This window comes from Brachyspira aalborgi, assembly GCF_008016455.1.
GTDB classification, from domain to species: domain Bacteria; phylum Spirochaetota; class Brachyspiria; order Brachyspirales; family Brachyspiraceae; genus Brachyspira; species Brachyspira aalborgi.
This window is the reverse complement of the sequence record NZ_SAXU01000001.1, coordinates 942,100-956,669: the sequence shown is the minus strand read 5'-3', so window position 1 is coordinate 956,669 and position 14,570 is coordinate 942,100. Positions and strand designations below refer to the sequence as shown.

Sequence of the window (14,570 nt, the reverse complement as noted above, 5' to 3'; positions counted from 1 at the left end):
ATTAAGTATGAAGTTTAAAATACTAATATTATTTATATTAATGTCTTCTATGCTGTTTCCTGCTAATTTTGAATTTAGTTTTGGAGGTTCTGCTGGAGCTACTACAGAATTTAGTTATGCATTAGATAGAGAAGAAAGTATTATCTCTAGCGGTGATAGAGTAGATAGCGGTTTATCTGTGACGGCTTTTTTAGATATAGGGGCTAATTTCGAGCTTCCAAACAGTGGGGTTTTGAGTAGCGTGAGCCTTATATTTGAAACGGGATATAATTATTATATGAGAATTAGAACCTTATATAAAGAATATCCCGAAATGGCTAGGCATAGATTTATTTACCATAGTTTAATATTGGGGATAATGCCTAAACTCAATTTTGATTACGGTATCTCTTTAGGGATAGGAGCGGGTATTTTACTTCCTCTATATAGCCAATCGGGTAAAGGAAAAAATGAGGCTAATTGGGGATTAGGAAGTTATCATAATGACGGTTTAGGAAGTTATTATGATGGCGGTTATAAAGAATTCAACTTTAAGAGAATATCTTACATGTATAAAGTTCCAATTATGCCGTATATAAAATTGAATTTGGAGAAAAATTTTTATATTTCGGAGCTTTGGGCTTTTAAAATAGGAGCGAATTTGGTTTATAATTTTGGCATGGAATTTGATATGGATAAATTGGGAGAAGGAGGCGCTAAATATTACGCTTGGGACAAATATAAATTTTCTTCATTAGTTTTTGAGTTGTTTTTTGGTTTTGGTTTTGGACGTCCTAAATAAAGTATTGGTTTTAAACTATTAATGTTTTACCTCCTAATAAAATATCCCGTAGAAATGCGGGGTTATTTTTTTATATATTGTTATTGTGAGGTAATTAATATTTAAGAATGTTATTTTTAAATATTTGGGTTTATTAAATATTTACAATGAGGTTTTTTATAAAAAAATTATTAACCATTCTAAAATACATAAAAAAATAAGTTTTTCTTGGTTAAAAATCTGTTATTTATGAAAATTATTAAAAAATATTATAAAAGATTAAAAAGACTATATAAAGATTATGAAAAATAATTATAAACAAAGTAGAAAAAATTAAAAAAAGTTCTTGACTATTTTAAAATATTTCTTATCTTAAGTATGTAAGATAAATAAATCTTATAATTTAATTTAATATGTCGGGTAGGGAAACTTGACAAAGGAGCTTTTATGTTTAAATCAAAATTAATAAGTAGAGTAGCTGTTATAATGTTAATAGCGGTATTTAGTGTAGCAGGATTTACTTCTTGCAAAAAGAATAAAGCGACTTCATCAACGCTTTTAAGCGGCGAGATGCCAATTGACTTAACTCAAGATATTAGTCAATTTGCAGGAAAAACTTTTAAGTCTGTAGATGTATTAGAAGATGTGGGCGGTTATTCTTTATGGGTTAAAATTTCTGAAGATTCTACTATAAAATATCAAGGAGCGGGAAATACTGAACCTAACTTTGCAGATTCTAAAGAATTAGTAATATCTAGAGGTATGGGACAAAATTATGTATTTCAAGGTAAAGCTTTTGTTGATACAAGCGAAGAACAATCTGGAAATTTAACATTTGAACCTGACGGAACTTTGACGGTTAAGTTTATACGCGGAACTTCTTACGATGGACAAACTATAAAGTGTAAATTGGTAAAATAAAAAATTAGGTTGTAGAATATATAAAAATCATTATTGGGAGTTTTTCTCTCAATAATGATTTTTTATTTATTATTCATTTTATTATTTATTTCTGTAATTATCGTCTATTCTATTTACAAGATTATTAAACTTCTCTTTAAGCATAGCCGTTCTTTTCTTTTGCCACATTGTATATATTGCTATTGTATAACATATTAAAGATATTATCATCATAAATAAAAATGCCATAAAGTAAGATAAATTTGACGCTATATATCCGAATATAAAAGGCATTATTAAAGCCGCTATTCCTGTTAACGCTTCGTTTACCACTACATTTGAAGTTGAATTTTCCTGGTCCGCCAAAGCGTAATATAAACCGAAAAAATAACCAAAACCGCTTACGAGTCCTAAAAATAAAAACGACATTAATAATAAATAAGAATTATTTGTTATTAAAATAATGCTTAAAGCGATAGGAGTTAATAATCCAATTATTATAAATACTCTTTTTCTCTCTAAAAATTTTATATAAAAAGCGCTAATTAAAGAACCTATAGCCATAAATCCCGCCAAACTTCCAGAAAGAAAACTTGCCAATTCTTTAGAAAGTCCTATTTCTTTTATGCCATAATCTATAAACATAAATCTTAATGTATGCAAAACTGACGCTCCTACAAATAGAATAAGCCAACCTATATAAACTTTATATCTTGGCGCTCTTGTAAAAGCTTCTTCCCATTTATGTTTATTATTTTTCAAATGCAAATGTCTCGACATATAAAAAAGAATAAACATTAAAATACTCATTAAAATAACTATAATAAATCCTATATTTGGATTTAATTCGTATATTAAACCGCTTATAATAGGACCTATGGCTAATCCGAATGTCCATGAAAATATAAATAATCCAACGCTTATTCTTATTGGCAAATCTTTAGAAATAGAATCTAATAACGATTGAAAGCATACAAAAAATATTGTTACATTTGCTCCATAGAAAAAAGAATATAATAAAGCTATCTGCCAATTCATAAAAAATATGCACAAAAAACTTATTATAGCTTGCATACATGCTTCGATATACAATAATTTAGGATAGAATTTTTTTGATATTTTTAATTTTGAAAATATTCCCGCGCATACCATCATTCCCATTCCGTAAAATACGGCTAAAAGAGATATAAAAAATGCGCTCTCTCCACTATACGATAAATTTATAACTAAAACCGTGCTAAATATACCCGAACACAAATAAAGAATAAACGGCAAAGAATAAATTAAAATTATCATAATTTTAAACCTCTATAATTTATTTAATATAAGTTTAACAATATTATATTATTATATAAAAAATGATATATTTAATTTTTAATTTTTATTTGTTTTATAAGATTTAATTTATTTACTTGATATATTAAATTACTTTTGATATAATTAAAGCAATTTTAAATTGAAAATAATTAATATAGCGTAAGATTATGAATAAAAATAAATCTGAAAATAATAAATCGGTAGGAATAATAATCAACACTTTAAGAGGAAATCCCGCTTCTATACTTTCAAAAGTTAAAGCTATACTTAAAAAGCATTGCATTGAAACTGTGATAATAGATTATGATATATCTTCGCGTCAAAATATAAATAAAGCGGGAAAAATATTAAAAAATGTTTCTATGCTTATTTCAATCGGCGGAGACGGAACTTTACTCTCGGCTTTAAAAATTGCAATAAAATATAATATTTCTGTTTTGCCAATTTATAACGGAAGTTTGGGTTTTATATCCGAAATTCCTCCCGACGAAGCTTATTTTATATTGGAAGAATATTTAAATAATAAAAAAAGTTTATACGAAATAGAATCAAGAACTTTACTTGAAGTAAAATTATCTCAAAAAAAAATAAATAAAAATTCTAAAATAAAAAAATATTTAGCGGTAAACGAACTTGTATTAGGCAAATGCGATGGAAGAGCGATTTATATCGATGTTAGCATAGAAAATAAAATGGTTTCTTCGATAGTTGGAGACGGAGTTGTTATAGCGACTCCAACAGGTTCTACGGCATACGCTTTAAGTGCGGGCGGTCCCGTTCTTGCGCCGACTATAGATGCAATTTCTTTTGTTCCTATAGCGCCGCATTCTTTAACTTTTCGTCCTCTTGTTATTCCGAAAGGAGATACTATACAATTAGAACTTTCAAAAAAATCTTTTAAGGCTATGATTACAATAGACGGATACGATATTTGCAAATTCGACAAAAACGATATTTTAAAAGCTCAAATTAGCGAAAAACATTGTTATATATTTCAAAGCGCAAAAAGATTATTTTACGATATTCTTCGCAATAAACTTAAATGGGGAAGATAATGCTTAAGTATCTTGAAATAAGAAATTTTGTATTGATTGATAAATTAAAGATTAATTTTAATAACGGTTTTAATGTTTTAACGGGAGAGACGGGAGCTGGAAAAAGTATAATAATAAGCGCGCTTGAACTTATAACGGGAGAGAAAGGCTCTATTAGAATGGTAGGCTCAAACGGAGACAGGTTAATCGTTATGGGTTGTTTTAGTTTGCAATCTTCTTCAAATATTGTAAAAAGTAAATTGAAAGAATGGAATATTGAAATAAACAATAACGAACTTAATATAAAAAGAGAAATTACAAAAGACGGAAAAAGCAAATCTTTTATAAATAATATAGGCGTTAGAATAGCGGAATTAAAAGAACTTGGAGATTTAATTGTCGATATTCATGGACAGCATGAACATCAATCTTTATTTAATCCCGCGAATCATTTGAATTTTTATGACAGTTTTTTGAATATTGAAGATAAACTTGAAATATATAAAGAACATTATAATAAACTTACAAAATTAATAAAACAATATAATGAAATTTCTCAAAATAAAAATAATATAATCAAAGAAAAATCGTTTTTGGAATACGCGATAGACGAAATAGAAAAAGCGAATTTGAAACCTAACGAAGACGAAGAGATAAAAAACGATATAGCCGTGATGTCGAACGCCGAGAGTATAGCGTCTTCATTGTCTGTAGTTAATAAAGATATTTTCGGAAACGAATCGGGAGCTTATTTGAAATTAACAAGAAGCGTGAATATTCTTCAGTCAATTTCGCAATATGACGGCAGATTATCCGATTTATCTTCTCAAATTGAAGAATTGGCTTTAAATTTGGAAGATATAAAAAATATTTTAAGCGAGATAAGAGCGAAAACAAAATTCGACCCGAGAGAGTTGGAATCTTTAAACGAAAGATTATTTTTTATTAATAATTTGAAGAAAAAATACGGCTCAAGCATAAAAGAGATTTTAAATTATGCGAAAGAATCTAAAGAAAAATTGGAATCTTTAAATTTTTCAGAAGAAGATATTATAAATTTAAAATCGGAAATTGAAGAATTAAGAAAAAAAACTTCTATTTTAGCAAAAGAAATTTCTAATATAAGACATAACAGAAAAGAAGAATTTATAAAAGCGATTGAATCGGAAATGAACGATTTGGGAATGTCATCAACAAAATTCGATGTTGAAATAATGTCGGATGAGGACGAAGAGGGAATATTAATCGTTGACGGAGTTAATATAAAGGCAAACGCTTATGGAATCGACAATATAGAATTTATAATCGCACCAAATAAACAGAGCATATTTCAGCCTTTAAGAAAAATAGCTTCGGGTGGCGAGATATCGAGAATAATGCTTTCGCTTAAAAATGTTTTATCTTTAGGAGATTACTGCGAGACTATGGTATTTGACGAGATTGATGTCGGAGTTGGTGGAAGAATAGCGGAAGTTATAGGCGAGAAAATCGCAGCGTTATCGAAACGAAAACAAATTTTAAGTGTCACTCATTTAGCGCAGATTGCGATATATGCAAATACTCATTTTAAGGTTATTAAAAACGAAGGCGAAGATAATGTAACTTCAACTATAGAAGAGCTTAACGAAAATACGAGAGTAGGCGAAATTGCAAGAATGATAACGGGAAAAGAGATAACCGAAGCGAGCATAAAGCATGCGGCGGAACTTTTAGAAGGCGCTAGAAAGTCTAATATTTTTATATAAATAGTTAAGGATTAAAAATGTCTTATTATATAACATTAGATAGAGAATATATAAAATCAAAAATAGGTATAAATCAAAATTTTCAAATTTTTAATGAAGATTGCAGAGAAGGTATAAAAAGATTAAAAGATAATTCTATTGACTTTATAGTAACCGACCCGCCATATTTTATTGACGGAATGGGAAACGAATGGAACGATAAGAGATTACAGAATAAAGCTAAAAAATCGGGAATTATAGGAGGATTGCCTATCGGTATGAAGTTTGATAGAATTCAAGGAGAGAGATTGCAAGAGTTTATGAATCCTCTATCTAATGAATTTTTTAGAGTTTTAAAACCTGGCGGATTTTGTATAGTTTTTTCTCAAGCGAGACTTTATCATAGAATGGCAATGAGTTTAGATTTGACGGGATTTGAAATAAGAGATATGCTTGTTTGGAAATATGAAGGGCAGGCAAAGGCGTTTTCGCAAACGCATTTTATAAAAAAAGATAAAACTTTATCTACATCTCAAAAAGAGGTTCTTATTAAAGAATTGGACGGAATGAAAACTCCTCAATTAAAGCCTAGAATCGAGCCTATGGTTTTAGCTCAAAAACCTAAAATTGGGACTTTTGTTAAAAATTGGCAAGAATATAAATTAGGACTTATTAACAGTAAAGAAAGTTTAGACGGCGGATTTCCAAGCAATGTTATGGAAGTATCTAAACATATAAGAAATAATGAAAGCGAAGAAAAAATAAAACATCTTACAAGAAAACCCGTGCGTCTAATATCGCATTTAGTTAGACTTTTTACTCAAGAAGGGCAAATAGTATTAGACCCATTTTTTGGAAGCGGTTCGCATGCTATAGCTTCGCTTGAAAATAATCGTAAATTTATTGGTTTTGAGATAGAAAAAAAATATTTTAAAATTACTCAAAAAAGAATAGAAAAAAGATTTTTAGAAATATCGGAATAAAAATGAATAAAAAAGAAATTATAGAAATATATAAAGTTATTTCTGCAATGTATGAAAAATATCTTAAAAAATATGGAGTAAAACCTATAAATTTGTATGATAAAAATAATAATTATACAAAAGATGCATTAACTTTAATATATTTGGCAAAGGATTATCCTAATACTAAAGCTATATCAAAACAAGAACTTACTGATTTTATAAGACAATTTTATCCCGAAACTAACGATGTTCAACAGGCGAGACATTTAAGCAAACAAAAAGGTTATAATATTATTTCTGGAACAAGAGGAGATATAAACGAAAAAATACCCGCTGGTTATTATAAACTTATAGATTTAGAAAATCCTTATCCGTCATATAAGCCAGATAGAAGAGAAGGAATACAAAGCGAAAGTTTTGAAGAGCTTAAAAAAGAATATAATTACAGATGTGCTACTTGCGGTTCAAGAGAAGGCGAATTACATTATATTAGAAAAAATGAAATTACAAAATTGCAAGCTGGACATATAAATCCTTCCAAACCTTTAGAATTAGGAAATATTATCCCGCAATATCAAGTTTGTAATCGTCCAGATAGAGATAGATGGATTTATGATAGAACGTGCAGAGTAATTGAAATAGCGGATTCTGACGATGGTAAAAGAGTCGTTGAAAAATATTTTAAAAGAGTAAGCAAATCTACAAGAGAATATTTTTTAGATTTTTTAAAAAGACTTTTAGGCATAAAATAATTAATATCATACTTTTTTAAGCAATAGAATTGTATTAATAAAAGATATTATTATGAACTCTTGAAAATTAACCATTAATAAAGTATAATAATTCAATATTTAATACAAGGCAAATAAAATGTTAGATTTTGATTTTTCATTATTAGACAATAAAGACTTTAAAGAGGATTCCGTTAGAGAGGATATAATAGCTCCTTTATTAAAAGAATTGGGTTTTGAAAGTAAAAAATCGCAGGAAGGTTTAACTCTCAAACGCTCCGTTAAATTAACTAGTGATACTATTTTAGGTTCTAATAAATCTATAAAATCAAAAGATTTAATTATTCCCGATTATGTTTTATATATAGACGGCAAACCTCATTGTGTATTGGATGCCAAAAAACCTAATGTTGATATAAATTCAAAAAGTAAAAGCGAAAGACAAGCCTTTTATTATGCTATTAATCCGAAAATGCAATCTCCATTTTATGCTCTATGTAATGGCAGAAGTTTAACATTATATCAAACTTCAAATCAAGAATTGATATTAGAAATTGATTTAAATACAGAATTAAATTCTAAATTTGAGCTTTTAAAACAATATCTTATTACTCCTATAGCGTCTTTAAGGCAAGATATTAGCAGCGATAATAAAAAGCCTAAAAAATCTGACGATTGGTATTTATCCCGTAGTTTGCCCAAAAGAATTGAAATCCCGAAGAAACAAGCAAAAGCAAGACATTATGGTTGCACTATGTATTTTACTCGTCAAAGTTGGGACATTGTAACTTTAAATATTAGAAATTTTACGGATGAAGGCGATATAGTCCTTGACCCTTTCGGGGGAAGCGGAGTTACGGCAATAGAATCTATGATGAATAATAGATTTGGAATTCATACGGATTTAAATCCTCTTTCCGTATTTATGACAAAGGCTTTAAGTTCTCAAGTAGATTTGGGCGATTTATACGATTTGGGAGAAGAGATTTTAAGCGAATTTGAAAAATTAAAACCTAAAAACGAAAAAGAAGCAAAAGCCATTTTAGAGAATGCAAAATATTTTCCAAACGCTATAAATAAAGAATTTGGAAATACGGCAAGCGTAAAAAAACAAGAAGAAATATTATGGATACCGAAAGACGAAATTTTACCGAAAGGAAGCGATGTCGATTCCGTCTTAAAATTATTTTCGCCTACTCAATTAGTAGAGTTGGCGATTTTAAGAAAACTTATAATGCGAAAAACTACTAAAAATAAAGAAATGAGATATTCTTTATTTTTAGCTTTTTATAACGCTATTACGAGATGCAATTTAACTTTTCATAGAGCCAAATCTCTACCTAATGGTGGAGATAGCGGAGTATTTAGATATTATCGTTATAGAATTGCTAAAGAGCCAGAATTTTTGGATATAGGAAATCATTTTAGAAGCAAATTTAAAAGAGTTATAAAAGGTAAACAAGAGTTGCAATATTCACCTTATTTTTACAATTCGTATTTTTACCCATTAAATAAAACTATTAAGAATAGGGAAGAAGCTATAAACGGAGAAAAAATATTTCAAGCGGACGCTACAAATCTTAAAGAGATTAACGATAAAAGTATCGATTATATTTATACCGACCCGCCTTACGGAGCTAAAATTCCATATTTAGATTTAAGTGCTATGTGGAATGCTTGGCTTGATTTTTCAGTTGATAAAAAATTAAGAGAAAAAGAATGTATAGAAAAAGGAAGTTTGAATAAAAGCCGAGATGAATATATTTCTTTAATGAAAAATAGCATAAAAGAAATGTATAGAGTTTTAAAGTTTAATCGTTGGTTAAGTTTTGTATTTCAACATCAAGACCCTCAACTTTGGCAACTATTGGTTGACGCTGCCGAAGAGGTTGGTTTTGAATATGTTGGAAGCGTTAGGCAAGATAACGGAAAAAAAACTTTTAAAAAAATACAAAATCCAGCTACCGTGTTAAGCGGACAATTAATTTTGCATTTTAAGAAAGTCGATAATCCGAAAACTAGAATTAAGAATAAAGTTGGAGATACATTTGAATTGGTATTAAATAATGTAGAAGCGTTAATTGCAAGAGATAACGGCGCTACTTTAGAAGAGATAAATTCGGAACTAGAAACTAGAGGATTGGAACTCGGATTTTTGCATGAATTAGGTGAAATGTTTAAAGATTTAACCGCTTTTATTAATCAAAATTTTGATTATGATAGCTCAAGCGGAAAATATCATATTAGACAAGGGCAAAAATTTAAAAGTCAAATAGATATAAAAGTAAGGGCTAAATATTTTATTCTTTCATTTTTACGAGGAGCGGAGAGAAGAAATGAAAAATCTACTTTTGACGATATATGCCTTGAAGTTATCCCATTATTAAAAAATGGAATAACGCCAGATGAAGAATACATAAAAGATATTTTAGAAGAAGTTGCAATTCCAAATAAAACTACGGGCGAGTGGAAATTAAAAACGAGCGACCCAAAATTATTTGACGATATTTAAAAAATCTAATTATATAATTTACGCTTAAAAAATAAAATTATCTTAATCAAAGAAACTAATATAAACGCAGTCCAGCAAATTATCGAGCTATAAAAATATTTTATATCGGGCTTAAACTCAAATACTATTTCATTGTCGCCCGCTTTAGCGAAAACTCCTCTAAATAATAAATTAGCGTTTAATAATTCTTTTTCTTCTCCGTTAACTTTTACTTTCCAATTTGAATCGAATCTTTCTTTTGAAATTAAAATTCCGTCTTCTTCGGTTTTTAAATTAAAAGCTATTTTGTTATTTTTATTTTCAATCATTTCTATAAAATAAATATTCGTTTCGTTATTTAAACTAAAATTATTTGAAGAGTTTAAAATAATCGCTTCTTTAGATAAATTGAAATTTGGCATTCTTAATCTTCCCAAACCGTCATTAAAATCTTTAGCGTTATAAACTTTGCTTACAAACTCGTATTTATTTCTATAATCTTTTAATTCGTATAATACAGCCGCCGAAAATTCATCCTGATATTCCGTTATTTTTTTAATATCGTTTGAAAGTAAAGAATTTTCTAAATATGTAGGACTTAATATATATCTAACGCCAAGCAAATCCATTAATCTTGGTTGATAGCCGACATAATCGTTTATTCTGAAAGCGCCGAATGTTTCCGTTATATCTTTACTCAATCTGCTTGCTGCGGGAGGTTCGGTTAATGGAATTTTATAATAAGGCATTGTATGAGTCGTATATCTATATAAATAAGGAATCAAAATCGGCATTGTAGTTTTGTTATTATTTTCTTTTAATATATGTTCGGTTATTGGAGTAGGATTATACATTTCGTTAATATTCGATTTTACTAAAAACATATTTCCGCTTTGAGTTAAATCTAAAAATAAAATTGCCATAAAAATATAAGGCAGATATTTATAAAAAATATTTTCTTTATTCGCTATAATTATATAAGCAAAAATTACAACCGCTCCGATTATAAGAAATCCTATTTTCCCCAAATCGTAAACTGAAAATAATATAAATCCCATTAAAGGAATTAAAGCTATATATCTTTCTTTTGAAGTTGTTTCTTTCAACGAGATAGAGTTTAAAATTAAAATTGTTGATATAAAAGATATTAAAGTTAATCTTATAAAAGCCATAAATATATTTTTATAAATTAACGCCGATTTTTGAGCTTGCCATTCCGCTAAAAAACTATTATAAATAAATCCTTTTCCAAAAATTGTTAAAAGAGCGAATATTAATGAAACGATTGAAATTACAATCATTATTTTTTTTGCAATATCAATATATTTATAATCATATTCCAAATATTTTAATAAATTATTTTCTTTTTTTGTTTTTAATTCTATCGCATTAAAAATATAATCGGCGGCAAAAGAAGAAATTATTGCAAAAGGAATCGGTATTATTTCAATAAATTTATTTGGATTTCTTGCATCTTGAAATATTGGAATTTGAAATAAAGCGCCGTAAATTAAAGGAAAATATCTCCCGAAACTTGCTATTAAAAAAAATAAAGCCGTTAAAATCCAAAAATATTTTTCTTTGTATTTTTTATCGCTTATAAAAATTGCAAATATAATAAATAAAAAAGTTATATAACCGATATTAGTCGCCGTTAAAGAATAATTTGAAGTTTTAGGCTCTCCTTTAATATTCGCTATTCTTCCCCAATAAGGATGAGTTTCGCTTCCCGAATAATAACCGAATAAACCAGGGATAAAAAATCCTAAAACTTCTTCGGGCGGATAAGACCATCTTGTAGCCCAAGCCCATAATTCTTTTTTATTGCTAACTCCCGCAGCGCCCATATCTTGAGTATTTTTCGTAATCATTATTATTTGAATCGACATTAAAAAAGAAAATATAGCGACTAATAAAAATTTTAAGCATAATAAAATAATTTTTTTGTTTTCTTTTTTAATAAAGTCAAATAATTTTAATTCGTTTTTTTTATTATATAATAAATAAAGAAAATAAATCGCTAAAAATAACGCGAAATACATTGCTACATCCAAAGCTCCACCCAAGAAAGCGATTCCCAAAAAAGCGCCCGTAAAAAAGAAGAAAGTCCATTTTTCATTATTCATTGCTTTTGATAAAAAATATAAAACGAAAGGAAAATAACAATAAGTTTCAAATTTTCCCAAATGTCCTGGCAATATTAAAGTAATAATTGAATTTGAAAACATTAAAGCGATAGCTCCAAACATAGAGGCTTTTATCGAAAGTTTTTTTTCTCTTAAAAATAAAAATAAACCGTAGCCCATTATAGTTATATGAAACATTACGCTAACTTGAGGATAAATATTAACGGGCAGAAGAGCGATTAATAAAGATTTTGGATGAAGAGGAACAGTCGAGCTTGTCGCTATTGTAAAATAAGCGCCATTCCAAAAATAAAAATTTCCATTCGCTATAGCTTCTTTAATATTTTTTATCTCCCACAAAATAACATCTCCCATTTGAAGATAAGAAAAAGTTAAATTGCTATAAAAAAACAATATCGAAAGAATTGCAAATATAACGAAATATATTATCTCTCTTTTTAACGGCTTTAATAAATTCATTAATTTTCCCTTAATTATAGAAATATAATTTTACTTATTATACTAAAATAGCCGTATTTTGTCAAAACATTATTTTATTAAAGATTTAAAATAATTATTATATTTTTAATCTTATTAATCCTATAACTTTTCCAATTATAGAAATTTTTTCTTGTTCTATCGGAGGATAATCCTTATTTTCCGAAACAAGTTTTATATAATCATTTTCTTTAAAAAATCTTTTAATAGTTATGTCTTCGTTTCCTTTATTATATATTTTAGCGACTACTATATCTCCGTTATTCGGTTCTATTTTTGTAGGACTAACTAAAACCATATCGCCTTCTTTTATATGAGCGTCTATCATAGAATCGCCAACGACTTTTACAAGAAAATTATTTTCGTCTTGCGCTATAGATTTAGGTAAAGTAAATCTTTCTTCGATAGTTTCGCTTGCAGAATCCATTAATAATCCTGACTTTATTTCGTTATACAATAAAGGAATACTTACGGAGTCTTCGTTTCTAAATATATTTATTGGAACGCTTCCTCTCGCTCTGTTTCCAGTTTTCTTAACGAATCCTTTTTTTTCTAACGCGGTTAAATGAGTAGTCACAGCCGTAGGAGATGCAAAATTAAATTTCGCCATAACTTCTTTTACGGTTGGAGGATATCCATTTTCGCTTGTAAATTCTCTCAAAAAATTGAGTATGTCTTTTTGTTTGTCTGTTAATTCTGTCATAATTTATGCTCCTTTTTTTATATAAATTATTATACTATACATAGTTATTAAGTCAATATTATATATTGATTTTTTTATCTATATAATATATATTTCAATTAATTTTTTATGGGATAAATTATGATACCTAAATTACATTTAAAAATAGTAGAGAGATTTAGAGAAATCTTCGGACACAAAGGCGAAGCTAAATTATATTTTGCGCCTGGAAAAGTTACCGTAATCGGAGAGCTTATAGATTACTCAGGAGGAAATACTATAACCGCGGCTATAGACAGAGGAACTTATATTGTCGCAAGAAAGCGTCCTGATTCTAAAGTAAATATTTACGCTCATTCGTTTAAGGCGAGAAAATCATTTTCTTTAGACGATTTGGAAAAAACTAAAGAAGATGAATGGCTTGTATATTTTAAGGGAGTATATTCAAGCTTAATTGAAAAAGATTACAAAGTAGCAGGCATTGATATTTATGTTTATACCGATTTGCCTTTTAATACTTCTTTGGCTTCTTCAAGTTCTTTATGCGGTTGTTTGACTTACGCTATTTTGGATTTAAACGGAATATCCGATATAGAGCCTTTGGAAATGGCTAAATTATCTTACGAAGGCGAAAAAAAGTTTGCATCTCAAAAAACTTCTTTAACCGACCATGTCACAATTTTTATGGGAAAAGAGAATCAAGTATTTTTCTTTAATATGAACTCTTTAGAATACGAATATTTAGATTTTAATTTGGGCGAATATTGTATGGCGGTTATAAATAGCAATAAAAAAAGAAATTCAAGCGATAGCGAATATAACGCGAGAAGAAGAGAATGCGATAACGCTTTTAAAAAACTTAAAGAGAAAAAACCAAACTTAAAATCATTATGCGATTTAAAACCTAAAGACGCGGAGTTTATAAAATCGAATCTTCAAAATAAGGAGATGCGAAGGGCTTTATATGTTTCTGCTGAACAAGATAGAGTCAATCAAGCTGTCAAAGCTATTAAAAAAGGCTCTGTTAAAGATTTGGGAAATTTAATACTAAAAACGCATGACGGTTTAAGCAAATTATACGAAGTCTCAACTGCAGAATTGGATATTTTAGTTGAAGAGGCTATAAATATGGACGGAGTTATGGGAGTTTGTATGATTGGCACGGGATTTGGCGGAGGAGTTTTAATGTTTCTTAAGAAAACCGAAGTTGAAAATGTTATAGAAAATCTTTATTCAAAATATAAGGAAAAAACGAGAAGAGATGCCGATGTTTATATAGTAAAGCCTTCAAATGGAGCGAGAATCCTTCCTATTGAAGAATAATTTTATTAGTATTGGGGAA

Annotated in this window: 11 protein-coding genes; 8 read left to right on the top strand and 3 right to left on the bottom strand. The window is 28.4% G+C overall.

The features are described from left to right. Window positions 1-7 precede the first annotated feature (7 nt). Both EPJ79_RS04275 and EPJ79_RS04270 read left to right on the top strand, forming a co-directional pair. A complete protein-coding gene (locus EPJ79_RS04275; protein WP_147738567.1) occupies window positions 8-781 on the top strand; it encodes a hypothetical protein in 774 nt (257 codons plus the stop codon). Window positions 782-1,207: 426 nt separating this feature from the next. Then, window positions 1,208-1,681 carry a hypothetical protein gene (locus EPJ79_RS04270; protein WP_147738566.1) on the top strand — a complete coding sequence of 158 codons (474 nt, stop codon included), beginning with the start codon at window positions 1,208-1,210 and terminating at the stop codon, window positions 1,679-1,681. 81 nt (window positions 1,682-1,762) lie between these two features. Here the strand turns inward: EPJ79_RS04270 and EPJ79_RS04265 are convergent, their stop codons facing one another. Next, complete coding sequence (locus EPJ79_RS04265) at window positions 1,763-2,956, bottom strand: MFS transporter (protein WP_147738565.1); 1,194 nt, start codon at window positions 2,954-2,956, stop codon at window positions 1,763-1,765. Window positions 2,957-3,144: 188 nt separating this feature from the next. Between EPJ79_RS04265 and EPJ79_RS04260 the strand changes: the two genes are divergently transcribed. From EPJ79_RS04260 to EPJ79_RS04240, 5 genes are all read left to right on the top strand, one after another. Continuing rightward, window positions 3,145-4,032, top strand: a complete 888-nt coding sequence (locus tag EPJ79_RS04260) for an NAD(+)/NADH kinase (protein ID WP_147738564.1) — start codon at window positions 3,145-3,147, stop codon at window positions 4,030-4,032. Next, a complete protein-coding gene (recN, locus tag EPJ79_RS04255) occupies window positions 4,032-5,756 on the top strand; it encodes a DNA repair protein RecN (protein WP_147738563.1) in 1,725 nt (574 codons plus the stop codon). The genes EPJ79_RS04260 and recN overlap by 1 nt, the downstream gene beginning before the upstream one ends. Window positions 5,757-5,773: 17 nt before the next feature. After that, a complete protein-coding gene (locus tag EPJ79_RS04250; protein WP_147738562.1) occupies window positions 5,774-6,718 on the top strand; it encodes a DNA-methyltransferase in 945 nt (314 codons plus the stop codon). Window positions 6,719-6,720: 2 nt separating this feature from the next. Continuing rightward, window positions 6,721-7,452, top strand: coding sequence for a hypothetical protein (locus EPJ79_RS04245; RefSeq protein WP_147738561.1), 732 nt, complete (start codon window positions 6,721-6,723; stop codon window positions 7,450-7,452). Window positions 7,453-7,570: 118 nt separating this feature from the next. After that, on the top strand, window positions 7,571-9,943 hold the full coding sequence (locus EPJ79_RS04240; protein WP_147738560.1) for a DNA methyltransferase: 2,373 nt from the start codon (window positions 7,571-7,573) through the stop codon (window positions 9,941-9,943). Between the two features lie 5 nt (window positions 9,944-9,948). Here the strand turns inward: EPJ79_RS04240 and EPJ79_RS04235 are convergent, their stop codons facing one another. Continuing rightward, on the bottom strand, window positions 9,949-12,528 hold the full coding sequence (locus EPJ79_RS04235) for a hypothetical protein (RefSeq protein ID WP_147738559.1): 2,580 nt from the start codon (window positions 12,526-12,528) through the stop codon (window positions 9,949-9,951). A gap of 97 nt (window positions 12,529-12,625) precedes the next feature. Beyond that, window positions 12,626-13,249 (bottom strand): transcriptional repressor LexA, encoded by a 624-nt coding sequence (gene lexA, locus EPJ79_RS04230; RefSeq protein WP_147717645.1) that lies wholly within the window; start codon window positions 13,247-13,249, stop codon window positions 12,626-12,628. A 120-nt stretch (window positions 13,250-13,369) separates the two neighbouring features. Here lexA and galK point away from each other — a divergent pair, with 120 nt between their 5' ends. Continuing rightward, window positions 13,370-14,551, top strand: a complete 1,182-nt coding sequence (galK, locus tag EPJ79_RS04225; protein WP_147738558.1) for a galactokinase — start codon at window positions 13,370-13,372, stop codon at window positions 14,549-14,551. The last annotated feature ends 19 nt before the right edge of the window (window positions 14,552-14,570 follow it).